This window comes from Mycobacterium sp. IDUB_37 (genome assembly GCF_055419245.1).
The window spans coordinates 498,620-523,352 of the sequence record NZ_JBVAXG010000005.1 but is presented as its reverse complement, the minus strand read 5'-3'; the positions used below and the strand labels follow the sequence as shown (position 1 = coordinate 523,352).

General features: G+C 66.0%; 9 protein-coding genes (1 of these 9 only partly in view). 1 reads left to right on the top strand and 8 read right to left on the bottom strand.

The features are described 5' to 3' along the window. Positions 1 to 324 precede the first annotated feature (324 nt). Entirely contained in the window at positions 325 to 6,618 is a 6,294-nt protein-coding gene (pks2, locus tag ACZY1I_RS20160) for a sulfolipid-1 biosynthesis phthioceranic/hydroxyphthioceranic acid synthase (RefSeq protein ID WP_463756231.1), read from the top strand. Positions 6,619 to 6,632: 14 nt separating this feature from the next. On the opposite strand, the gene ACZY1I_RS20155 is transcribed toward pks2, so the two are convergent. The 8 genes from ACZY1I_RS20155 to ACZY1I_RS20120 form a co-directional block, all read right to left on the bottom strand. Next, positions 6,633 to 7,091 (bottom strand): hypothetical protein, encoded by a 459-nt coding sequence (locus tag ACZY1I_RS20155; protein WP_463756230.1) that lies wholly within the window; start codon positions 7,089 to 7,091, stop codon positions 6,633 to 6,635. 83 nt (positions 7,092 to 7,174) lie between these two features. Further along, positions 7,175 to 8,428: a phthiocerol/phthiodiolone dimycocerosyl transferase gene (locus ACZY1I_RS20150; protein WP_463756229.1), complete on the bottom strand. Its 1,254-nt coding sequence runs from the start codon at positions 8,426 to 8,428 to the stop codon at positions 7,175 to 7,177. Between the two features lie 48 nt (positions 8,429 to 8,476). Next, positions 8,477 to 9,310 carry an ABC transporter permease gene (locus ACZY1I_RS20145; RefSeq protein WP_463756228.1) on the bottom strand — a complete coding sequence of 278 codons (834 nt, stop codon included), beginning with the start codon at positions 9,308 to 9,310 and terminating at the stop codon, positions 8,477 to 8,479. Next, the gene (locus ACZY1I_RS20140) at positions 9,307 to 10,155 is read right to left on the bottom strand and encodes an ABC transporter permease (RefSeq protein WP_463756227.1); all 849 of its coding nucleotides are present in this window, start codon (positions 10,153 to 10,155) and stop codon (positions 9,307 to 9,309) included. Before ACZY1I_RS20140 ends, ACZY1I_RS20145 begins: the two co-directional genes overlap by 4 nt. Beyond that, on the bottom strand, positions 10,152 to 11,204 hold the full coding sequence (locus ACZY1I_RS20135; protein WP_463756226.1) for an ATP-binding cassette domain-containing protein: 1,053 nt from the start codon (positions 11,202 to 11,204) through the stop codon (positions 10,152 to 10,154). Before ACZY1I_RS20135 ends, ACZY1I_RS20140 begins: the two co-directional genes overlap by 4 nt. Before the next feature lie 11 nt (positions 11,205 to 11,215). Next, positions 11,216 to 15,712 carry a type I polyketide synthase gene (locus tag ACZY1I_RS20130; protein WP_463756225.1) on the bottom strand — a complete coding sequence of 1,499 codons (4,497 nt, stop codon included), beginning with the start codon at positions 15,710 to 15,712 and terminating at the stop codon, positions 11,216 to 11,218. Next, entirely contained in the window at positions 15,709 to 21,177 is a 5,469-nt protein-coding gene (locus ACZY1I_RS20125; protein WP_463756224.1) for a type I polyketide synthase, read from the bottom strand. Before ACZY1I_RS20125 ends, ACZY1I_RS20130 begins: the two co-directional genes overlap by 4 nt. Then, a protein-coding gene (locus tag ACZY1I_RS20120; RefSeq protein WP_463756223.1) for a type I polyketide synthase crosses the window boundary here: on the bottom strand, positions 21,174 to 24,733 show its 3' portion. It continues 2,971 nt past the right edge of the window; the window shows 3,560 of its 6,531 coding nt (coding positions 2,972-6,531); its start codon lies beyond the right edge, outside the window — the gene reads right to left on this strand; the stop codon is at positions 21,174 to 21,176. The genes ACZY1I_RS20125 and ACZY1I_RS20120 overlap by 4 nt, the downstream gene beginning before the upstream one ends.

The window sequence follows — 24,733 nt, the reverse complement described above, 5'->3', positions numbered from 1 at the left end:
CACACCGACACGGCACGCGACGTCGGGTGGGACCTGCTGACGCCACCGCATCGCCGCTGGTCAATGGGGCGAACCCGGCATTAACCTGGCGATTCACCATTTTTGGCTCGGGTTCCCGCGGCTGCGTCTAAGCTCGGTTGCCGAGACCCCTATAGTGCCGCGATCCGGGTTCGCGCGTGGCCGGCGCGACGGGAGCTCGCACGGGGGTGCAAAAGGGCGTGGATAGGCATAGTTCACAGTGGCGTTGCGTTGGTCCATGGCCCTTGACAATTCAGTGATGCGGTCGACTACCGCCGCTGGGGCTGAGACGAGGTTGATAGGTCGATGGAAACACGTGTGACTCCCATTGCGGTGATTGGAATGGGGTGCCGGCTTCCTGGCGGAATCGACTCACCCGACAAGCTCTGGGAATCCGTGTTGCGGGGCGATGACCTGGTTACCGAGGTGCCACGGGACCGCTGGGACGCCGACGCCTACTACGACCCGGAACCCGGCGTACCCGGGCGGACGGTGTCGCGCTGGGGCGGGTTCGTCGACAACCCCGCAGGTTTCGACGCCGAGTTCTTCGGCATCACCGAGCGCGAGGCGGTCTCGATCGATCCTCAGCACCGACTGCTGCTCGAGACTGCGTGGGAGGCGATCGAGCATGCCGGCATGGATCCGCGGTCGGTGGCCGGAACCAAGACGGGCGTGTTCGCCGGCCTCACCCACGAGGACTACCTGCTGCTCACCAAGGGCGCGGGCGGTCTGGCTGGCGCCTATGCGGTGACCGGGCTGAACAACAGCGTGGCGTCCGGTCGGATCGCCTTCCTGCTGGGGCTGCACGGCCCCGCTTTGACGACGGACACCGCTTGCTCCTCGGGTCTGATGGCGGTACACCTGGCCTGCCGCAGCCTGCACCAGGGTGAGAGCGACATGGCTTTGGCGGGCGGCTGTGCAGTGCTGCTGGAGCCGCACGGCAGCGTGGCGTGCTCCGCGCAGGGCATGCTCTCACCCACCGGCCGCTGCCACAGCTTCGACGCCGCGGCGGACGGATTCGTCCGGTCCGAGGGCTGCGCGGTAGTGCTGCTCAAGCGACTGCCGGATGCGATCGCCGATGGCAACCAGATCCTCGCCGTGATCCGCGGCACCGCCAGCAACCATGACGGTCGCTCGGAAACGATCACGATGCCGTCGGAGAAGGCGCAGGTCGCGGTCTACCGCGCGGCGTTGGCGGCCTCCGGTGTAGACCCCGCGACCGTCGGCGCGGTCGAGGCGCACGGCACCGGTACCCCGGTCGGTGACCCCATCGAATTTCGGGGCCTGGCCCAGGTTTACGGCCTCGACGGCAACCGCTGTGCGCTCGGATCGGTCAAGAGCAACATGGGGCACAGCGAATCCGCCGCCGGGGCGGTAGGACTGGTCAAAGCGATTCTGTCATTGCGGCATGGCGTGGTGCCGCCAGTTGTGGGTTTCACGGCGCTGCCCGATGAACTTGCCGCTATTGACACGGGACTGGTTGTGCCGCAAGAAGTTACGCCTTGGCCGACGAATGTGGAAGGCCAGCAGTTGCGGCGGATGGCGGTGTCCTCGTTCGGTATGTCGGGCACCAACGTGCACGCGCTTCTCGAAGAGGCGCCACTGCCCGCGCCCGCGCAAGCTGCCCACGAGTCCGCTGCGAACCCCCGGGCCGAGCACATCTTTGCGCTGTCATCCAGCTCTGCGGACGGGTTGCGGGACACGGCCCGTCGACTCGCGGAATGGGTGGAAGCCCGCCCGGAGTCGTTGGTGCTGGGCGATCTTGCCTACACGCTGTCGCGTCGACGGGGACATCGGCCGGTGCGCACCATGGTGGTGGCGCAAAGCCCGGCCGAGCTTGCCGAGAATTTGCGTGAAGTCGCCGCCGGAGACGCGCTCTATGAAGAAGCGGTAGGTCACGACGACCGAGGGCCGGTATGGGTGTTCTCCGGTCAAGGCTCCCAGTGGGCCGCGATGGGCACCGACCTGCTGGCCAAGGAACCGGCTTTCGCCGCGAAGATCGCCGAACTCGAACCGGTGATCGCCGCCGAATCGGGATTCTCGGTGACCGAGGCAATGACCGACTCGCAGACGGTGACCGGCATCGATCGAGTGCAGCCGACGATATTCGCCATCCAGGTCGCACTGGCAGCCGTCATGGAGCAGAGCTACGGGGTGCTGCCGGGTGCGGTGGTCGGGCACTCGATGGGCGAGACCGCCGCAGCCGTTGTGGCCGGGGCGCTTTCGCTGCAAGACGGGGCCCGGGTCATCTGCCGGCGCTCGAAGTTGATGGCGCACATCGCCGGCTCCGGTGCCATGGCATCGGTGGAATTGCCTGCCAAGCAAGTGAATTCGGAACTGATGTCCCGCGGCATCGATGACGTCACCGTCGCGGTGATGGCGTCGCCGCAGTCCACCGTGATCGGCGGAGCCGCCGATCAGGTGCGTGAGCTCGTCGCGCGTTGGGAGAAACGGGATGTGATGGCGCGTGAGGTTGCCGTCGATGTAGCCTCCCACTCACCCCAGGTCGACCCCATTCTCGACGAGTTGGCCGCTGCCCTCGCCGATCTCGAACCGATGGCACCTAAGGTCCCGTACTACTCCGCGACCATGTTCGACCCGCGCGAGCGGCCGGTCTGCGATGCGGACTACTGGGTGGACAACCTGCGCAACACCGTGCAGTTCGCCGGGGCGATCCAGGCGGCGTTGGACGACGGCTTCCGGGTGTTCGCCGAACTCTCGCCGCACCCACTGCTGACGCATGCGGTTGATCAGAACGCGCGCAGCCTCGACATGACGGTGACTGCGCTGGCCGCTGTCCGGCGCGAGCAACCGTTGCCGCACGGCCTGCGCGGTTTCCTGACCGATCTGCACGGCGCGGGCGCAGCGGTCGATTTCTCAGTGCTCTACCCCGTCGGCCAGTTGGTGGATGCGCCACTACCGGCGTGGAGCCATCAGTACCTGTTCATCGACACCGAGGGAAACAGCGGCGAGGGCGAAGGTGCTTGCACCATCACGGTGCACCCGCTGCTGGGCTCGCACGTGCGACTGCTCGAGGAACCGCAACGCCACGTCTGGCAAGCGGACATCGGAACCGCGGCGCTGGCCTGGCTCGGCGACCACCAAGTGCACAACGTGGCCGCCCTGCCCGGCGCCGCGTACTGCGAGATGGCGTTGGCGGCCGCCGCGGAAATCTTCGGCGACGCTGCTGGGTCTTCCTGGGAAGCGCGCGACATCGTGTTCGAAGAGATGTTGCTGCTCGACGACGAGACCCCGGTCGAAGCGGTCGCGTCGCTGCAGGCGCGCGGGACGGCCGACTTCGTGGTCGAGTCGCAGATAGACGGTGAGACCACGCGCCATGCCACCGCATCGCTGTCTGGGGCCGAGGACGATTCGGTGCCGCCTGCCCACGACATCGCGGCCCTGCTTGCGGCACATCCGCACAGTGTGAAGGGGTCCGAGCTACGGGAGACGTTCGTCGAGCGTGGTGTGCATCATGGCGCGGCTTTCAGCGGTCTGGCCGCCGCGCACACCGGGGAGTCGGGAGGCAACACGGTGTTGGCCGAAGTTGCGTTGCCGGCATCGATCCGTTTCCAGCACGCCGCCTACCACGTGCACCCAGCTTTGCTGGATGCGTGTTTCCAGTCCGTCACCGCAGCCGTCGACGGCACCGGCAGTGGTGGTCTGCTGCTGCCGCTGGGAGTCGGCCGGATACGTGTTTACGGCCCGTTGCGCAACGCCCATTACTGCTATGGGCGGGTTACCCGGGCCGATACGACCGGCGGCGAGGCCGACTTCGATGTGCTCGACGAGCACGGCGCTGTCCTGCTGGCGGTGCGCGGGCTGCGGATGGGAACGGGAACCACCGAGAGCGGCGAGCGCGACCGACTGCTGCGCGAGCGTCTCCTGACGTGCGAGTGGCAGCAACGAACGCTCCCTGAGATCGATGGCGACGAGGCGGGCTCATGGCTGCTGATCGACGGATCCGACGCGACCGAGATGTTGGTCAATTCGCTGAACGACGCATTGAAATCCCAAGGCGCAGAATGCTTCAACCTGAGCCTGTCCGGCGGGGCGGATGTAGAGCCGCTGCGGGTACAGCTGCGCACCCGCGCTTTCAAGGGGATCGTGATCTTCTGCGGTCCCAGGGTGAGCGACTCCGACGAGGAAGCGCTCACGCAGGGGCGTGAGCAGGTTCGCCATCTCGTCAAGCTCACCCGGGAACTGGCTCAACTGGAGGGCGAGCTACCCCGGTTGTTCGTCGTGACCCGGCAAGCCCTGATGGTTCGCTCAGAAGACCAGCTGAACCTCGACCAGATCGGGCTACGCGGGATGCTGCGGGTGATCGGCAGCGAAGTGCACCTGATGCAACCGACCCAGATCGACGTCGACGAATACACGCAGGCCGAGCAGGTGACACAGCAATTGCTCAGTGGCTCACCGGAAGACGAGACCGCCTGGCGCAATGGCGACTGGTACTCCGCGCGGCTGTGCCCGACCCCGCTGGCTCCCGACGAGCGGCACACCACCGTCGTCGACCATGAGACCGAGGGCATGCGGGTCGATGTTCGCTCACCGGGAGATCTGCAGTCGCTGGAACTCGTTGCATGTGAGCGTGTTTCGCCAGGGCCCGGTCAGATCGAAGTCGCGGTCACGATGTCCACCATCAACTTCGCCGACGTGCTCATCGCATTCGGTAAGTTCCCCGTCGTCGACGACCGGGAACCGCAACCGGGCATGGACTTCGTCGGTGTGGTGACCACGGTGGGGGAGGGCGTGGTCGATCACCGGGTCGGTGACCGGGTGGCCGGCTTCGCCGAGGGCGCCTGGCGCACCTTCATCACCTGCAATGCGGACCTCGCGATCACGCTGCCGTCGAATCTCACTGACGAGCAAGCGGTCTCGTCGGCAACCGCGAACGCCACCGCGTGGTACGGGCTGCACGATCTGGCGGGTATCAAGGCCGGCGACAAGGTTCTGATTCATTCCGCGACCGGCGGGGTGGGACAGGCTGCGCTGTCGATCGCCCGGCACGCCGGGGCCGAGATCTACGCGACCGCTGGTAATCCTGCCAAGCGACAGATGTTGCGCGACATGGGAATTGAGCATGTCTACGACTCGCGCAACGTGGAGTTCGCCGAGCAGATCCGTGGTGACACCGACGGCTACGGCGTGGATATCGTGCTGAATTCGCTCACCGGCGCGGCGCAGCGAGCCGGCTTGGAGCTGTTGGCTTTTGGTGGGCGGTTCGTTGAGATCGGCAAGGCCGACGTGTACGGCAACACCCGACTGGGGCTGTTTCCGTTCCGCCGTGGCCTGACGTTCTACTACCTGGACTTGGCGTTGATGTCGGTGTTGCAGCCCGGACGCGTCCGGGAGTTGCTGCAGAAGGTATTCCAGCTCACCGCGGATGGTGCACTGGTCGCGCCGCAAGCCACGCACTACCCGTTGGCCGAGGCGGCGAACGCGGTGCGTGCGATGAGTAACGCCGAGCACACCGGCAAGCTGCTGCTCGACATGCCGCGCACCGGGCGCAGCAGCGTGGTGGTCCCGCCCGAGCAGGTGCCGGTCTTCCGCGGCGACGGCGCCTACATCATCACCGGCGGCGTGGGTGGGCTGGGCTTGTTCTTCGCCTCGAAGATGGCCGCCGCCGGTTGCGGTCGACTGGTGCTGACTGCGCGTTCGGCGCCAAACCCCAAGGCCCGTCAGACGATCGAGCGCCTCCGCAAGGCCGGCACCGATATCGTGGTCGAACTCGGGAGCATCGCCGAAGCCGAGACCGCGACCCGCCTGGTGAGTGCGGCGACCGCCACCGGACTCCCGCTGCGCGGTGTGGTGCACTCGGCGGCCGTGGTCGAGGACGCCACGCTGCTCAACATCACCGACGAGATCATCGACCGTGACTGGGCACCAAAGGCTTTCGGATCCTACAACCTGCATCGGGCATCGATCGGGCAGCCGCTCGACTGGTTCTGCGTGTTTTCCTCCGGAGCGTCGCTGCTGGGTTCGCCGGGCCAGGGTGCCTACGCTGCCGCGAGCAGTTGGGTCGATGCGTTCGCCCACTGGCGTCGCGCGCAGGGCCTGCCGGTCACCACGCTCGCCTGGGGTGCCTGGGCCGAGGTCGGCCGGGCCACCTGGTTGGCCGAAACCGGCAGCCAACTGATGATCATGCCCGACGAAGGCGCCGATGCGTTCGAGACGATCCTGCGCTACAACCGCGCCTACACCGGTTACATCCCGATCATCGGCGCACCCTGGTTGGACGACATCGTGCGGCGCAGCCCGTTCGGCGAGCTGTTCCAGTCCAGCGGGCAGAGCACAAGGGGCCCAAGCAAATTCCGCACTGAGTTGATGACGGTGGCGCGCGACGAGTGGCCGGCGCGGCTGCGACGGTTGATTACCGAGCAGGTCGGAGTGATCCTGCGCCGTACCATCGACGCCGACCGTCCGTTCGTGGAATACGGCATGGACTCGCTGGGCATGCTCGAGATGCGCACCCACATCGAGACCGAGACCGGAATGCGATTGAGCCCGAAGGTGATCGCAACCCACAACACGGCGCGTGCCCTGGCCGAGCACCTGGCCGAAGCCTTGACAGAGGAATCTCCCGCCCCCGCTTAGGCCTCTGTCAGCGCTCAGAGATCGCTGTGCACAGTCCGCGCCGCGGCGACCGACATCTGCGCGAGTTCGTCGATGAGGTCTTCTCGGGAGACGGTGAGCGTTCCGTCGAGCCAGTTGGTGACGGCTTGCGCGCTGCCCGGTACGATCACCAGCGCGGCGAGCTGCAGCCGATCACGTTGGCGTGGCGTGACTTCGCGTCCGGCGAGCAATAGTTCGCTGAGCAGCTGGGCGATTCTGTGCTCCGCGCCGCCGACCGTGTCCTTGAGCACTTCGCTGCCGATCACGTCGGTGAAAAGCCGAGCGTTGCGCGGATCGTCGGTCAGCAGGGTGATGACCCGCCCGAAGCCCTCGCGGGTTAGGGGCGGCGGTGTCGGATGTGCTTGTAGCGCAACATAATTCGGCGTCGGCAAGACCAGCGAGCCGAATGGGAAGACACCCTGCTGAGGTTTGTGCTTGCGAGTCGGCGCGGCCATGAGTTGAAGCCGGACCTTTCCCGAAAACGACCGTGCCTGAAGGCGAACAGCCGCGACACAGGTGTGGCCAGAACCAGCCTTGGCTACTCCACGTCCCAGCCGTAGTCCGACGGCGCGGAGCACAACATTTCGCGGATGGCCTGCAAAGCGTCAATGCGATGTGGTGAGTGTCCATGGTTTTCGACCACCAAATTCTGTCCCGACATTCCGCAGCCGTAGAAGTCCAGGGGAATGGTAATCGAGCAATAGAACTGTCCTTTGAAGCTTTCTAATTCGATACCGGTGGGCATGCGCACACTCGGCAGCGCGCTCACGTCGGTGCAGAAGACCAGCGATGGCAACCCGGCCGGCGTTCCTTCGAAGGCCACGCCGAAGTTGAGTCCGGACTGCTGGATGACCCCGGCGGCCAGGTCGGCCCGGAAGGTGGCGCCGATGTCGGTTGCCAGATCGACGATGTCGGTATCCGGCCCGAGTTCGGCGAGATACGTGGCCACCCCCACCAGGTTGGTGGCCTCGGTCGGGGCCACCGGCGGACTGACGAAGTACCGCAGATCGACGGGATACACGTAGGGGATGGGGATGTGTGGCGTCTCCCGCAGCCGCCATTCGGTCATCAGGATCGCTGCGGCCACGACGGTGTTGACGCTGACCGCGTTCTCCCGCGCGAACTCCGCCAGATCGGCCGTCTCCTGCTCGGTGAGCAGGACCCGGGTGATTGGAACAAGTTTGGGGCGACCAGGAGTCGCGACGATGGTGGGCTTCACCACGGGAGGTATGTCGTAGGCGAACATCACCGGCATGAAACGTTCGATGCCGGTCATGCCCAGTTTCTTCACGCCTCGCTGTTCCAGCACGACCTCGAGCGGTTGCGGTGCGGGTTGCGGGACTACCGGACCCGGGTCACCGGTCGTGACCACATCGGTGTACCGGGAGAACAACTCGTCGAACAGGCCGGCTCCGTGGTGGCCGTCGGCGATGCTGTGATGGAGGAAGACCGTCAGGTCGGAGGAGTCCTCCAACAGAACCAGTTCCAGATACAGCAGGCACTCGCCCTGATCGAGCCGGATCTCGTAGTTCTGCGACGCGCCGGCGCGATCGGTCACCCAGATGCCCGGGTGCATCATGTCGTCGGTGACGAGTTGCCAACCGCCCTCGGGGATTTGCTCCAGGTGGCTGGCCACGATCGGATGGGCGTCAACAAGTGCGTCAAAGGCCTCTGACAGAGCATCGGCGTCGATCCGGCCGTGCAGGTGCACCGTAACGGCGGTATACACCTCATACTGCGCGAAGACTTCCTCGCTGCGTGACAGCTTTCGGATCACCGACCCGGGAAACACGTTTAGAATTCCGCCTTTTCGCCGCTTGTTTGTCTGTAACCACTCAACTTAGTGCGTGCTGGCCCGTTTGTACCCGATCGCCATCGGTACCGCGCACGCGGCAGCGATGCCGGCACTCCACAGCAGGGTGGCAATCATCGGTGCCAGCACGGGTCCGCCCATCGACAAGCCACGCATCGCCGCAATCGCGTAGCTCACCGGTTGGTGCGCGACGAACGGCTGAACCCAACCGGGATACTGATTGACCGGGAGCAGGCCGGTTGAGAAGAAGACCAACTGCAGTTGCCACAGCTCAACCGCTTCCACCACAAGCGTTTTCGACACGAACAGCGCGACGGTGGTGGTGAGGGCGGCGAAGGCCATGCCGAGGATCACCGGGACCCCGAGCCACATCAGCGTCGCGAGCGCCCCGCCACGGAATCGGAAACCCAACAGCACCCCGGCGCCCAGCATCACGCCGGTGGTAACCAGGATCCGGATCGCCTCAGCGATGATCCGGGCCAGCGGGCCGGACGCCCGGTGTACCGGCATTACCCACAATCGAGTCAGCAGGCCGCTTGTCTGCTCGCGCATCAGGTCGAGTACGACGAACGCCGATCCGCTGACCGCGCCGCCCAGTGCCAGCAGCGGAACGATGCTGTACAAGGCGCTGTCATGCGTCATCGCGTAGATGAGGTTCCCCAGCACGATGTAGAGCACCAGCATGAACGCGGCCGGTATCACCAGGGCCTCCGAGACGGTGACAAGATCTCGGCCCCACCTGGTCAGAATTCGCTGGGTCTGCACCCAAGTCTGTGGAATCAGCAGCCGTATCGAGTTCTCCGGGTACTGGTTGCGTAACGGCGCGAACCCGGCTTCGGGCCCCTGTGTCGCCGCGGTCATGGGCGTCGGCCCAAGACGAGGATGGACATCGGAACCAGAAAGATTGCGATACCGGCCAGCCACAACAGGGACGGTGTCATGACCGCCCACGTCACAGGTACCGGCGACTTGATGGTGTCGCCGGCGAATGCGCGCAACGCCAACACGAACTGCGAGATGGGTTGGTTGCGCACGAGGGGCTGGATCCAGTGCGGAAACATCTTGAGCGGCTCGAGGCCGACGGACAGCAACCCGAAGATCAGAATCGGCATGGTCAGCAACGGCAGCATTGCGTCCGGATTGCGCGTCGCGGTGCCGATCAGGTCGGCGCCGAAGGACAGCAGCACCCCGATCGTGATTACCAGCACGCAAAAGCCCGCAATGTACAGCGCGCCCCGATGGAAGCGGAACCCGATCACGTGGGCGGAGATCAGCGACACCGCCAAGCCAACGCAGCACCGGTAGACGCTGGCCGTCACCCGGGCGAGTACCGGGGTCACAGGAGCGATTGGCATGGAGCGAAACCGCCGATTGACCCCTTGCAGCGAATCGGTTGCGGCCCGAAACGCTGACGAGATCGCGGCGAATGCAATCGCCTGCAACGTGACCAACGGCGTGATGTATTGCCCGAGATTGCTGGCGACGCCGCTGCTGGCGTTGCCGACGTAGTGGTTCCATGGGATGGAGAAGGGAACGTAGAACCCGATCGCGAATGACACCGACGCGCCGATCGCCGTGATCAGTTCACCGTTGCGCAGCGTCGGTGCGATGAAGCGGATGGTGAGCACCCACCACTGCCGAAGTGTCGAGGGCGCAGGCCTCGCCACGCTGGAGCCCGCGGGCGCGCTGAGGGCGGGTGCGCTCACCGCGCTGCCTCCGAGGTGAGGTGGCTGAGCGCACGGGCCTCGCTGGGATCGGCTGTCATGGACAGGAATACGTCATCGAGCGAGGGACGCCGCAGCGCGATGTCCGCCGGCTCGATGTCGGCGGCGTGCAGCAGTCGTACCGCTTCGATGAGCGTGCTGGTGCCGTCCGGTGCGGGCATGGTGATCCGGTCGGATTCGGGAGTCAGCATCGCCCGTTGCTGTTCGGGCAGCAGCGCGCCGAGGGCGGCAACCATCGCCGGCAGATCTTTGACGTCCCGCGGCACTATTTCGCAGAATGTGCCGCCGGCTCGGTGCTTGAGTTCGTCGGCGGTGCCCTCGGCGATGATCGTGCCGCGATCGATCAGGATGATGCGGTCGGCGAGTGCATCGGCCTCCTCCAGATACTGGGTGGTCAACAACGTGGCGATGCCCAACTTCTTGAAGTTGCCGACCAGATCCCAAATCGCTTGTCTACTGCGTGGATCCAGCCCGGTGGTGGGTTCGTCAAGAAACGCAACCTGGGGTTGGACTACCAGTCCGCACGCGATGTCGATGCGTCGGCGCATGCCGCCCGAGTAGGTGCTGACCCGGCGGGTCGCTGCCTCCACGAGGTCGAACTGTTCGAGCAGCGCGGCCGCACGGGCGCGGGCAGTCTGTTTGCTCAGCCCGTACAGGCGGCCGAACATGACCAGATTCTGTTCGCCGGAGAGCATGTCGTCGAGCGCGACCTGCTGGCCGGTGACCATGATGGAGGCGCGCACGCCGGCGGGGTCGGAAACGACGTCGTGTCCGGCGACCGTCGCCGAACCGCTGGTCGGGCGGGTCAGCGTGGACAGGATGTCCACCATGGTTGTCTTACCGGCGCCGTTAGGGCCGAGCAGACCGATCACTTCGCCGCGGCCCACCTCGAAACTGACGTCTTCCAGGGCCATGACCTCGCCGGACGTCAAGCCGAACCGTCCGGACCGGGTGCTGAACACCTTGCTGATCCCGCGAACCGCCACGGCGAGTTCGGCGGGTTTTGCGGGTTCGGCGGGTATGTCGGGCATGCAGATTCTCCTCAGTCGAGACTCGACAGGTCCACCAGGGCGCCCGCCTCGTGGACTCCGGCCAATTCGCTTTGCACCGTGGCCAGGCCTTCCTGGCCTTCCTGGATCAGCTCGCTCAGCGCATGCGGGAAGGTCTGGGCGAGTGCTTCCATGGTTGCCGCCGGAACCCGCCGCTTGTCATACCACCAATCGAGCTGAGTTGAGCCGGCGAACCGGTAGACGCGGACCTCGATCGCGTGCCCGAGGCCGGGGATCGTCTCGCGTATCGGCATCGTGACATCGGAGTCGAACGCAACCGGCGCATTCACCGGCGGGAGTTCGGGAATGGCTCCGGCATAACGGAAATGAATATCGGGTGTGCGCTGCGCGTTGAATGCGCGACCGGTGGGCGCGTAGACGTACCGGAGCAGTCCGTAGCCAATTCCATAGTGCGGAACGGAGTTCAGAGTGTCATTTACTGCGTCCAGTTGACGGACGACGGCGGTGCCTTCGCCGGCGGCGCACTCCAGCGCCATCGGGTAGTACGTCGTGCACCAGCCGACCGTGCGGCGCAGGTCGACGTCAGGGCGCAGTACCGAGCGACCGTCGCCTTCGAGTTCGACCGCGACCACGCCGTCGCCGACCACCTGGGCGATGGTGCGGCCCAGCGCGGCAAGCAGGATCGATTGAATCGGGCGACGGAACCGGCGCCGCGCGTCGTCGAGTTCCGAGGTCTGCTCGTAGTCGAGACTGCAGGACAACTTGGCCAGGTCGTCGGCGGTGGGCGAAGGCGTGCCATCCGGTTCGGTCAGCCAACGGGTCACCCTGGCGGCGTTCTCGGTCCAGAAGGTGCGGGTGTCAAGCGCTGCCGGGTGTGTGGCCAGTGCCGCCGACCGCTGTGACCACTCACGCCACCCGGTGGCGGCCGGTTCCAGCGTGATCTTTTGGCCGGCCAGATGCTGACCGAATGCGATGACGATGTCGCTGCCCAGAATCTGGTGTGATGCCGTGTCCGCGACCATCGCGTGCACTCCGAGCCCCAGATAGTTGGGCCCACCGGCAGCGCCAATGATGTGTACAGCGGCAAGCGGAGCAGTCGAATCACTCTGCTCCACAATGGCTTCGGCCAGAATCCTGGATACCGCCGCTCGCTCTTCGGCGCTTTCGCCGGCTGATTGATCGGGCAGATCGCCGGGCAGCGACCGGACGGCCAGACCGACGAAATCCGATGGTGCGGCAATACGCTGCTCCCACACTCCGGCGTTGTCGACCAGTTGTAGTCGCAGCACGTCGTGATGATTGGTCAGCGCGGTGAGCACCGTCAGGATGTCCTCTTGTGTCACCGAGGAGGCCAGTCGCAGGATCAGTGGCACCCGCCAACGGCCGCCATCGCGCAACCCTCGCTCCAGGAAGTAGGTGGTGTTCGGCAGCACCGCCGGATCCGACTCGGGCTCTGGTGGTTTGGCCAAGCCACTGGCGGTGAACGCCGCATCGACGGCCGCGGTCAGTGCCGCCAGGGTCGGGTGTTCGTAAAGATCCTGGGGCGTGATGCTCAGGCCCTCGTTGGCGGCTGCCATGGCGATACTGATTGCCATTAGCGAATCACCGCCCAGGTCAAAGAAATTGGCACCCGGATCGATCGACCTGACTCCTAGGCACTGCTCCCAAACGCGTTGCAGCGTCGCTCCGGTTTGCGTCGCGGTTTGCGAGTCGGCCTCGGCAGTCGACGCGCCTTTAACCTGTGCGCTGACGGGCGAACCGTTGCTGGCGGCGGTGCCGGGCTCCCGTGCCGTGACCTTCGGTTCGATCCAATGCCGTTGACGCTCAAACGGATAGCCGGGCAGGGAGACGATGTGCGGGGAGTTGCCGGAGTGCAAGGGGGCCCAGTCGACATCCACCCCGGCCGACCAGAGTTCGCCGAGGGCGCGCAGGAAGGTGTCGCGGTCGTCGGCCTGCTGAATGGGATGGCGCATGAGCCGGACGGAACGGTGACTGCTGGACCACCGGGGGTGGCGGATCGCCGAACCGGTCAGGCTGCCGCCGGGACCGATCTCGACCAGGATCCGCTTCGGATCAGTGAGTACGGCGTCGAGTTCGTCAGCGAACCTGATCGTGGAACTGATCTGACGGGTCCAGGTGGCCGGGTCGGTGGCCTGCTCATCGGAAAGCCAGGTTCCGGTGAGGTTGCTCAGCAGTCGGGTATTCGGGGCTCTCAACTGCTGACCGGATAGGAATTTCTCGAACTCACCCAGCATGCCGTCCATCGCGCTGGTGTGGAATGCGTGGGTGGCGCGTACCCGGCGCACCGCAACGCCGTGCTCGCTGAGGCGCTGGGTGAACGCGCGGATCGCGTTCTTGGGTCCGGCGACGACGCAGTTGTCGGGATCGTTCACCGCAGACAACTCGACGCCGTCCACCAGGTGCTGCGCGACATCGGCCGGGCTCAACGCGACTGCGACCATGGCGCCGGGCGGGGCCTCATGCATCAGGCGGGCCCGCAACGCGATCGTCTTGACCGCGGTCTGCAGGTCGAACACGCCGGCCAGGGTGGCCGCGATGTATTCGCCGGTGCTGTAACCGATGTAGGCGTCGGCCCGCACGCCATAGCTCTCGACCAGCTTTGCCAAAGCGAATTCCACCGTGAACAACGCCGGCTGTGAGCGGTCGATGCGCTCCAAATCAGTTGTCGTAGAGCCCGAGCCTGATTCGGTCCGACCCGCTGCGCCCGGCTGCGCCGCGCTTGCGATCGGCCCGGATTCGCCGAAGATCAAGTCCGGCAGATCCAGCCCGCTCTCGGCCCGGAACGCCGTCGCGCAGGCGTCGAAGTGTTCGGCGAACACAGGCTCGGAGTCGTAGAGGCCCTTGGCCATCCCGACGTGCTGGGCGCCCTGACCGGGGAACAGGAAAACCACTCGGTCTCTGGTGGCGGCGTCGCTGTCTGCCGCGGATGCGCCGACGAAGACGTTGTCGTGTTCGGCGGCGCGCAGCAGGCTGATCGCCTGGGCCCGGTCGTCGACGACGGCGGCCATGGTGACGCCGTGCCTGCGTCGTCCGGCGAGCGTGTGGGCGACATCGGCGAGGTCAGGTGCGCCTGCACGCTCCAGGGTGGTTGCCAGCGCAGTGCGCGCCTCGGTGAGGGCCGCGGCGGTTCGCGCCGACAGCAGTAGTACCTGCGGGCCAACCTGTCCGGTCGGCGCCGGAGCTGTCGCGGGCGCCTCTTCCAGTACCACGTGGGCATTGGTGCCACCGATGCCGAACGAGCTGACCCCGGCCCGGCGCAACCCGTCGGATTCCCATGCGCCATAACGGCTTTGCACGGTGAACGGCGTTTCGTCGAGATGCAATTCCGGGTTGGCGCTGGTGTAGTGCAGCGTGGCGGGAATTGCCTTGTTCTTGAGGCAGAGGATGGTCTTGATCAGCGCGGCGATCCCAGCGGCGACCTCCAGGTGGCCGATGTTGGATTTGACCGAGCCGATCACACACGGGCCCGGACGTGGTTCTTCGGAGACTTCGAATGCTGTTCGCAGTCCTTGGATTTCGATGGGATCACCCAGCGGTGTTCCGGTGCCGTGTGTTTCGACGTAACTGATCGTCGACGCGTCGACGTCGGACACCGCGTGTGCCTCGGCGATGCAGTCGGCCTGAGCGGACGCGCTGGGTGCGGCGAATCCCATCTTGGCTGATCCGTCGTTGTTGATCGCCGATCCACGGATGACGGCATGGATCCGGTCTCCGTTGTCCAAGGCTGCCTGCAACGGCTTGAGGACCACAAGTCCTACACCGCTGCCGAACACCGTGCCGTCGGCGCGCACGTCGAAGGGACGGCAGTGGCCTACGGCCGAGAGCATCTGGCCGGGCGAGTGCCAATATCCGACATGATTTGGGACACAGAGGGATACGCCACCGGCCAGCGCCATGTCGCACTCACCAGACAGTAGGCTCAGGCAAGCCAGATGCACGGCAACCAGCGATGACGAACACGCGGTCTGCACCGCGAGGCTCGGGCCACGTAGGTCGAACTGATGGGAGATCCGGGTTGTCAGAAAATCCTTGTCGTTCTGCAGGAACAGGCTGAACTGATCGAAGTTGAGTCCCTCGGCCATCACCGAGTTCGGGTCGCGGTGCGACATCAGGTTGTGCAGGAGATAGCCGCTGGGAGAACTGGTTCCGTATACGCCGATCGAGCCGTCGAACCGTGCGGGGTCGCAGCCGGCGTCCTCGAGCGCATGCCACGCGCACTGCAGAAACAACCGGTGTTGTGGATCCAGAACCTGCGCGGCCTGCGGCGGGAAGCCGAAGAAGCCGGCGTCGAACTCGTCGATCCCGTCGAGCAGTGGCGCGCGACGCACATACGCCGAAGCGGCCAGGGCATGTTCGCTGACTCCCTCGTCGCGCAGTTCCTGCTCGGACAGCGTGACGATCGACTCCTTGCCGCGTCGAAGATTGCTCCAAAACGCCGAAAGATCGTTGGCGCCAGGGAACTTGCCGGCCATGCCGACCACCGCGATCGCGTTGTCGGGGATGCTCACTGCTTTGTTCCTCCCTGTGATCCAGGTTTCGCTTTGCGCCGCATCGCGGCTCCTTGTCGCGCTACCGCGCGCTGCTGCGCCCGGTCGCGAACGGTGGCACTACTTTTCTCGTTCTCGTCGCCTGCATCCGGACTCGAGAGCCCGAGTTGGCGCATCAAGTCGGCCGTCAAATCTCGCAGGGACGCGCCCTGCAGTATCACTGCCACCGGCGGCTCCACACCGAAGTCCGCCCGCGTCCCGTTGCGGATCCGCACCGCCATCAGGGAATCCAGTCCCAACTCGGTCAGGGGCATGCCGGCATCGACGGCCGATGCGTCGGCGTAGCCCATTACCGCGGCGATGCGCGCGCGCATCCGGTCGGTCACTGCTTGCTGGGCCACTGCGGGGTCCATGTCGCGAAGCGCGTCGGGACCGTCCCAGTCGCGCAGGTCGCCGGCCGTATCCAGCTCCTCGACCACCCGGGAGAAATAGCCGATGCCGCGCATCTCTGGGAAGACGGTCAGTGCCCGGTCGGCACGAAGGCGGGTAACGCCGGTGACCGCCCGGTCGGCGGCCAGCAACTCATCGAGAGCTTCGATGCCCTCCGCTGGTGTGATGGTGTCGAGGACACTTCCCACCAAGGCCTGCGCGACACCCACCTCCGACCACGGTCCCCAGTTGATTGCCGCCGCAGGCAGGCCCGCCGCGCGACGCCACTCGACCAGGGCGTCAAGCCACCCGCTGGCGCACGCGTAGGCCGCCTGCCCCGGAGAGCCCAATAGTGAAGCGGCGGAGGAGAATCCAAGCCACCAGTCGAGCTCGCAACCAACGCTCGCATGGTGCATGCGCAGTGCTCCGTCGGCCTTGGGCGCCCACACCCGTTCCAGGCTATCTCTGGTCATGGAAGTGACCAGCCGGTCTTCGATGACCGCGGCGCCGTGGATGACGCCGCGCAGCTCGGCTCTGCCCGCCGCCTCGACGAGGCTTTCGGCCACTCCCGGCGCCGCTACGTCGCCGCGCACGAACACGATTTCGGCCCGGACTTCCAGTTCTGCCAGTACTTTCTGCTGTTCTTCGGTGGGTTCACTGCGGCCGTTGAGAATGACGCGCCCAGCGCCGCGGTCCACAAGCCACCGGGCAACGACCAGGCCGAGACCCCCTAGACCTCCCGTGACGACGTACGCGGCGCCCGGACGCACCACCGGGCGGTGCGTGCCCGAATCGAGAGTGGCGCGCGACAGCCGTTCGACGAAGCGTCGTTCACCACGCCGCGCGATGAGGTCGTCTCCGTCGGGGCCGTGCAGTTCTGCGCTGAGCGCGGCAATCGGGTCGTGCGTGCTGTCGGCGAGGTCCAGGTCGAGCAGAGTCGCGCGCAGGTCGGGATGCTCGAAGGCGAGGACTCGCACCAGGCCCTTCAACGCGGCCGTCGCCGGGGACACCGGCTCGCCTTCGCGCACGCAAAGCTGGCCCCGGGTGACCAACCACAGCCGTGGTGATCGGCCATGCCACGTCCCGACGACCGCACGCACGACGGTTGCGATCGACCAGACCCACTCTCGCGCGGCGCTCAGCTGCCCGTCCAGCCCTTTTTCGGCGCTTCCAACGAAAATGACCAAGCCTGCCGGTGGGTGCTCGGGATCGCCTGCAGTCTCGGCGAATGCGGCGAGCATCGCCGATTCGTCATCAAGATTGGCGGTCTGCACGGGTCTCACCGAACTGCGCCAGCGGTGGACGAATTCGTCTGCCAGCAATTTGGCGGGTGCGTCCAGCGTCGGGGGGGAGAGTACCAGCCAACTTCCGCGCTCGATTTGGGCAGCCGCTGTCACTTCGCTGAGTGGGCTTTCGGTCCATTGGGCGTCAAAGATCTTCTGCGCCAACGGCAGTGGTACCGTGCGGCGTTCGACGCGGCGCAGATAGATACCGTCGACCTCGGCCGCTACGCAACCCGAGGCGTCGATCAAGGCGATCTTGCCCAACTTGCCGGCGCCGCCGTCGATATTGTCCAAGAACGCGCGGCAACGTACCTGCCGACCAACGTCGCCGTAGATGCGGATCGTCTCGAACGACACTGGCAGGTAGTTGGATTCGGCCGAACTCGCGACCTCAGCGTCGGATATCGCGGCAGCCAGGCTCTGCAGTGCCGCGTCCAGCACGACGGGGTGGAGTCGATACCCGGGATGCCGGGGGAGTTCGTTGGGGACGGTGATTTCGGTTTCCGCAGAACCGTCGGCCAACCGCGCAATCCGGGTCAATGCGGCGAAGGAGGGACCGTGGTGTTGACCGGTTTTGCGCAGCAGCGCATAGAAATCGGCCGGTGACACGATTGTCGCGCCCGCAGCACTCGGTTCGACGTACCTACGGGCAACCGCGTGCGGCGCCCGGTCAACCGTGGCGGTGGCGTGCCTGGTGAACTCGCCGCTGGATTTACGGGAGTAGATTTCGACACGAATCTTGCCTTCCGCGTGGCGAATCAACTGCGTCGTCAGCACGGTGTGGCTGTCGAGGGGGAGCATCTGCTCGACCTCCAACCGCTTGATAACAGGGTCGCCAACCGCCGTGTTGGCTGACGCGTCGAGTGTTTCGCCGGCCGCTGCCAAAGCGATCTCGGCAAATCCCGCGGCGGGCATGATGGATTGCCCGAACACCTTGTGGTCGGCCAGCCAAGGACTTACATCGGTTCCCACGTCGGACTGCCAGACATGGCCTCCGCCGGAAGGCATTTCAATGTGGGCGCCGAGCAGCGGGTGCCCGGCGGCCAGCTCCGCCATCGCCGATCGGTCCGCGACCCAGAACCTGGCGTGGTGCCACGGTGTGGTTGGCACGTCGACGAGTCGCCCGCCGGTCTGGTCGGACTCGGCTGATCCCACCGTGACGAGTTGGGCGTGAAAGAAAAGGGTCTGGTCCTGATCGCGGTTCATCGCCGACGTCACTAGATGACCGTCGGCCAGGGTGTCGGTAAGGGCATGCGTGAGTACCGGGTGCGGGCTGATCTCGATGAACGTGTGATGATCGGCGCCCGCCCGGGCCACGGCCTGGTGGAACCGGACCGGGTTGCGGAGGTTGGCCGACCAGTACGAGGCGTCCATCGCCGGTTGGCCGTTCTCGTAGACGGTGGTAATCAGCGGGATGCTCGGCCGCTGCGGCACCAAATCTGCTAGCGCGCTGCGCAATTCGGGTAGTATCGGATCGATGATCGGGTGATGCGACGCCACGTCCACTTCAACGCGCCGCGCCAACCGGTTCTGCGCCGCGACCGCCGAGATCACCGCGTCCACCTGTTCCGGCGGCCCGGCGATCACTGTCTGGCGCGGCGAGGCATGCACCGCCAGCGTCACTTCCGGATAGTCGACAAGCAGCGCGGTGACGCTATCGGCGTCCAACTCCAGCAGCGCCATTGCGCCTTGTCCGGACAGTCGCGCCATCATCCGCGATCGGGTGGCGATCACCCGCAGCCCCTGCTCGGGCGTCAACGCGCCGGCCACCACCGCGGCAGTGACTTCGCCCATCGAATGCCCGATCACCGCATCCGGCGCCACGCCGTAGGACTTCCACAATTCGGTCAGCGCCAACTGCATCCCGACCAACACCGGCTGGATGCGTTCGATACCCACCACTTCTTCGCCGTCAGCCAGCGTTTGCTGCAGCGAAAAGCCGGTCTCAGCAACGAATATCGGCTCGAGCTCGGCTATCGCCTTGGCGAACACCGGTTCATCGGACAGCAGTTGCCGCCCCATCCCGGCCCACTGCGAACCCTGGCCAGAGTAGACAAACACCCGGCCGGGCGCGCTGGCACGTTGATCGCATCCGACCACCGCCACCCGCGGTTGTCCGGCGGCCAGCGCTCGTAACCCGGCAATCGCCTCCGCGCGTTCGCGCGCGATCACCGTGGCGAACTCAGGATGCCGGGTCCGGTGCCGATGCAGCGTGTGTGCCACGTCGGACAATGGGATGGTCGCACCCGGACCGGACATCCAGTCTGCGAGCGCCCCGGCCATGGAGGCCACCCGCTGATGGCTCTTGCCCGACACCGTCAGCGCCGAAACATGGGCCGCGGCATAGGGCGTCGGTACCGCGGTAGCCGGCGCGTCGGGTGCCTGCTCGATGACCAGATGCGCATTGGTGCCGCTGAGACCGAACGACGACACCGCGGCGCGGCGCCGCGTCCCGGGCGTCGGTGCCGTCGGCCAAGGGCCGCTTTCGGTAGGCACGAACAGGCGGGTCGCCGATGCGTCGATCGCCGGGTTCCACCGGGTGAAGTGCAGATTGCGGGGAATCTGCCCGTGCTGCACCGCCAGCACTGCCTTGATGAAACCGGCGACACCGGCGGCAGCCTCCAGGTGACCGATATTGGTCTTGACCGACCCCAGCGCGCACGAGCCGTCACTTCCGCCTTCAACGCGGCCGTAGGTCGCAGCGAGCGACTCGAACTCGATGGGGTCGCCCAACACCGTTCCGGTGCCATGTGTTTCGACATAACCGACGGTGCCAGGGGCGACATCGGCGAGCCGCAGAGCGGACGTGATCACGTCGCGTTGCGCGAGTGCGTTCGGTGCCGTCATGCCGTTGGACCGACCGTCGGAGTTGGTGGCCGAACCGCGCACCACCGCCAGCACCCGATCCCGGTCGCGCAACGCATCCGCCAAACGCTTGAGCACCACTACGCCGCAACCCTCGCCGCGGACGAATCCGTCGGCGTTGGCGTCGAAGCTGTTGCAGCGTCCCGTCGGCGACAGCGCTGACCATTTCGATAACGCGATGGCGGTGAACGGCGACAAGGTCAGCTGCACCCCGCCGGCCAACGCCACGTCGGTCTCGCGCAGCCGTAAACTCTGACAGGCCAAGTGGATTGATACCAACGACGATGAACACGCGGTATCCACGGCGACGGCCGGACCCCGTAACCCCAACAGATAAGAGATCCGTCCCACCGCGGCGCAGTGCGGCGTTCCAGTACTGAGGTAAGCGTCGATGTCTGCCCGGCGCTCAATATTGACGATCGTGTAGTCCCACGACGACAGGCCCATCGTCACGCCGGTTCGGCTGCCGTTGAGGGAATCCGGAGGGATGCCTGCGTGCTCGAGCGCCTCCCAGGCGACCTCGAGCAGCAATCGGTGCTGCGGATCCATCGCCACGGCTTCACGCGGCGTGATACCGAAGAAATCGGCGTCGAATGCGTCGGCATCGGGAACGAAACCGCCCCATTTCGTCGTCATCCGCCCCGGGCTCGATGGATCCGGATCGTAGAACGCGCCCGCATCCCACCGATCCGGTGGCACCTCGGTAATCGTGTCCACGCCGTCCATCAGCAGTTGCCAAAAGCTATCCGGCCCAGTCACATTCCCGGGAAAGCGACAACCGATGCCTACCACGGCGATGGGTTCGGCGATGTCGGTCGGAAAGGCCGTGCCGGCCCGGATCAGCTCGCGCGCCAGAGCTGCCCGTGCGTTCGGCGACAGTTGTGCCGCGCGCTCCGCCAGACTCGTCATGCATCACCTCTCGACGCGGCTTCCAGCTCGCTGGCGTCGACCAGATCGGAGAGCAAGTCCATTTCCTCATCAGACAATTCGGGTTCCTCGGTGGAAGTCTCTGCGGCTGCCGGCGGCGCGTAGTCCATCCGCTCGCACAGCGCCGTCGCGAGATCGCTGATTGTGGGGTATGCCCATACCAACGCGACCGGCAACGTGATGCCCAGGGCTGCCTCCAGCCGATTTCGCAATTCCAGGCCCATCAGCGAGTCGAGGCCGAGCGTTTCCAGCGGCCGGTTGTAGTCGATGGGACCGCTGGAGCGCAGCACCCCCCGGATTTCGTCGGCGATCGCGGCTGCCAGGTGCCCGGGGCGCTCGGCGGCGTCGAGGATATCCAGCTGGGCCCGAACCTTGCCGCCGCCACGGCGTTCTCCACTCTTCAGGGAGGCGTCCTGCAACTTCGCGAACAACGATGATCCCGCCACCGCGGGGAAGGACTGGAACCACTGCCGTGCGTCGAGGCTGAGCACGCCGGTACGCGCCCGGTCGGCGGCGAGCACCGTCTGCATAGCCGCCAGCCCCTGGTCGACCGTGATCAGCGAGACGCCGAGGTCGGCGAAATTCTGCGCGCGCCCGACCTCGGCCCAGGGGCCCCAGTTGATTCCGACGGCCGGCAGTCCCGCTGCGCGCCGATAGGCGACAAGGCCGTCGACCCATGAGTTCGCGGCGGCGTAGGCGCCCTGGCCGGGTGTGCCGAGCAGCGAGGAGGCTGAGGAGAAGGTCAGCCACCAATCGACATCGCGAGCCATGGTCGCCTGATGGAGCTGCCAGCTGCCGGTCACTTTGGGGGCGAACACCCGTCGGGCGGCAGTTTCGGTCATGTTCAGCACGATCTCGTCGGCGAGAACCATCGCGCTGTGCAGCACTCCGGCCAGCCGGAAGCCGGCGTCGTCGACGGCCTGCACGAGGCGGTCGGCGGTGCCGGGCACGGCGATGTCGCCGGTGATCACTTCGATCCGGTGACCCGCCGCATTGAGGTCCTCGATGGTGGCCCGGACATCGTCCGCGGGAGCCGAACGTCCATTCAGCACAATCAATCCGGCACCTTGCTCGGCCAGCCAACGGGCGACGACGAAACCGAGACCACCCATGCCGCCGACGATCACGTAGCCGCCATTGCCACTGACCAGCGGCTGCGGCGGTGGGGATGCGACCGCCTCGATGGTGACGTGCTCCGGTATCGAGATGACGATTTTTCCGGTGTGCTTGCCGGAAGCCATCAGCCGGAAGGCGTCAGCAGCCTGGTTCAGGCTGAATTCAGTGACGGGCAGTACCTCGAGCTTGCCGTCGGCGACGTGCTCGAGGATGTGTTGCAGCAGCGTGCGGTACTTCGCCGGCTGCAGCTTCAGATTCAGGTCGAGGTCGACGACCGCGAAGGACGCGCTCTTCGCCAGCGCGGCCAATCCCAGTCGGGCATCGGCGAAGACATCCTTTTTGCCCAGTTCGATGAACCGTCCGCCGGGCGAAAGGATCTGCACACCGCGCTGAATTGCTTCGCCTGCAAGTGAATTGAGAATCACATCGACGCCGTGGCTGTCGGTGAGTTCGAGTATTTCGTCGGCGAAGTCCACGCTTCTCGAGTCGCCGACGTATTCGACGCCGAGTCCGGACAGCATTTCGCGTTTGGCGTCCGAGCCGGCCGTGGCGTAGATACGTGCGCCGACCATTTTCGCGATCGAGAGCGCCGCCAAGCCGACACCGCCGGTGGCGGAATGAATGAGCACACGTTCACCGGGGGCCAGCCGCCCTACCTCGCATAGTGAGTGCCAGGCGGTGAGATATGCGACGCCGAACGTGGCCGCCTCGTAATCGGGCAGTGTGTCGGGGATGGGGACGACGAGATCGGCGATCGTGCTCAGGTGAGTGCCGAAAGTGCCGGGGCCGAAGGCGATAACGCGCTGCCCGACCTCGACGGGAGTCTGCCCGGTGCTTACGTCCTCGCCGATGGCGGTCACGTAGCCGACACACTCGCCGCCGATCACCGGCGCCGCACCGTCGAGTCCTGGATACACGCCCATCGCCTTGAGCACGTCGCTGAAGTTCAGCCCCGCGGCGGCGACCCGGACCTCGACCTGGTCGCCTTGCGGCCTGATCCGCTTGACTTCATGGATCGTCAATGCGTCCAGCCGGCCGGGCTGATCGATTTGCAGTCGGACGGCACCCTCCCGGTCGAGATCGATTACCGTGCAACGAGTTTCACCGGCGAGATCGCCGTTGGTCGTGGTCGGCGCGGGCACCAGTCGGTTCACGTAGCGCTGGCCGTCGCGGTAGGCCACCTCGTCGTGGTCGGCCCCGGCGAGCAATTCCTCGGTCAGGTCCGCCAGCGCGCCCGTTCCTTCGGGTTCGATGTCCACACACGTCGGCGTCAGTTCCGAGTGCTCGAAGGTCAGCACTCGTGCCAGTCCGCGTAGCCCGTTCTGCGCCAACGTGACTGACTCGCCGGGATCGAGTTGCGCTGCGCCTCGGGTGACGATCCACAGCCGCGGGCTCTTGCGCGAGCCCATCCGCGTCAGGATCTCGACCACCTTGGCGATCTGCAGGGTGCGCGTCTGCGCCAACTGCAATTGAGCCTCATCCGATAACGACTCGTCGATCGATCGGGGCGGACAGACCACAACGACGGCGTCCCAAGTGATGTCGCTTCCGGTGATGGTCGCTCGCAACGTCGATTCGTCGGTCGCGGAGACCACTTCGGCTTGAGCCGCACGGTCGCGCAGCGACGACTGCAGCGCGGGGAGCAACGGGTCGTGCGCGACGTCCCCGACTAACAGTAGGCCGCCCGGTGCTTCGGTGGCCGTTTCCAGCGGTGTCGGCTCCCATTCCAAAGCGAAGAGCCGCTCGGTGAGTTCAGTTGCGCCGCCGCGTGATCCGAGCACCGCCATCTCGACCTCGTCGATGACGAGGAGCGGGTGGCCGTCCGGATCGGTCAGCACCACGTGGCCGGCGAGCCGACCGTCGGCCTCGGCAAGAGAGCCCACCGCGCAGACGCCTCGGGTGATGTCGCCGTAGACATGTACTCCCGCGTAGCGCACCGGCACCACCAGGGTCGACCGCGCGGTCTGCCCGCCGGCCAGGTCGGTCGCGACCCGGGTCGCGCCGAGCGTCTGCAACGCAATGTCCATCATCACCGGGTGCAGCAAAAAGTCGCGGGAACCTGTTCTGGCCGACGACGGTAACCGGACGTCGGCGCGGGCCGCGCCGGATTTCGCGACGCCGAGTGCGACGATGCCCTGGAATGCGGGTCCGTGCTGTTGGCCGGCGCCACGCAGCCGCTGGTACAGGTCTTCGGGGTCGAGTTCACCGCCCGCGGCGTCGGGGGTGGGTGGCTGAACAGGTTGCACCGATTCGGCGCGCGCGACGGTTGCGGTGGCATGCGCCGTCCAGCCCGAAGAGCTGGTACGGGAACGTATTTCGATGCGGCACCGCTGCTCGTCGCCGGTGAGCGTGGTGACCAGCACGGTCCCTTCGGTCACCTGCAGCATCTGCTGCAGGGTCAGCTCACTGATCATCCACGGCC

Bases quoted from the DNA above. Each gene is read 5' to 3' on its own strand.
- ACZY1I_RS20135 (WP_463756226.1), bottom strand. From the start codon at position 11,204: ATGCCCGACATACCCGCCGAACCCGCAAAACCCGCCGAACTCGCCGTG.
- ACZY1I_RS20145 (WP_463756228.1), bottom strand. From the start codon at position 9,310: ATGACCGCGGCGACACAGGGGCCCGAAGCCGGGTTCGCGCCGTTACGC.
- ACZY1I_RS20155 (WP_463756230.1), bottom strand. From the start codon at position 7,091: ATGGCCGCGCCGACTCGCAAGCACAAACCTCAGCAGGGTGTCTTCCCA.
- pks2 (WP_463756231.1), top strand. From the start codon at position 325: ATGGAAACACGTGTGACTCCCATTGCGGTGATTGGAATGGGGTGCCGG.
- ACZY1I_RS20125 (WP_463756224.1), bottom strand. From the start codon at position 21,177: ATGACGAGTCTGGCGGAGCGCGCGGCACAACTGTCGCCGAACGCACGG.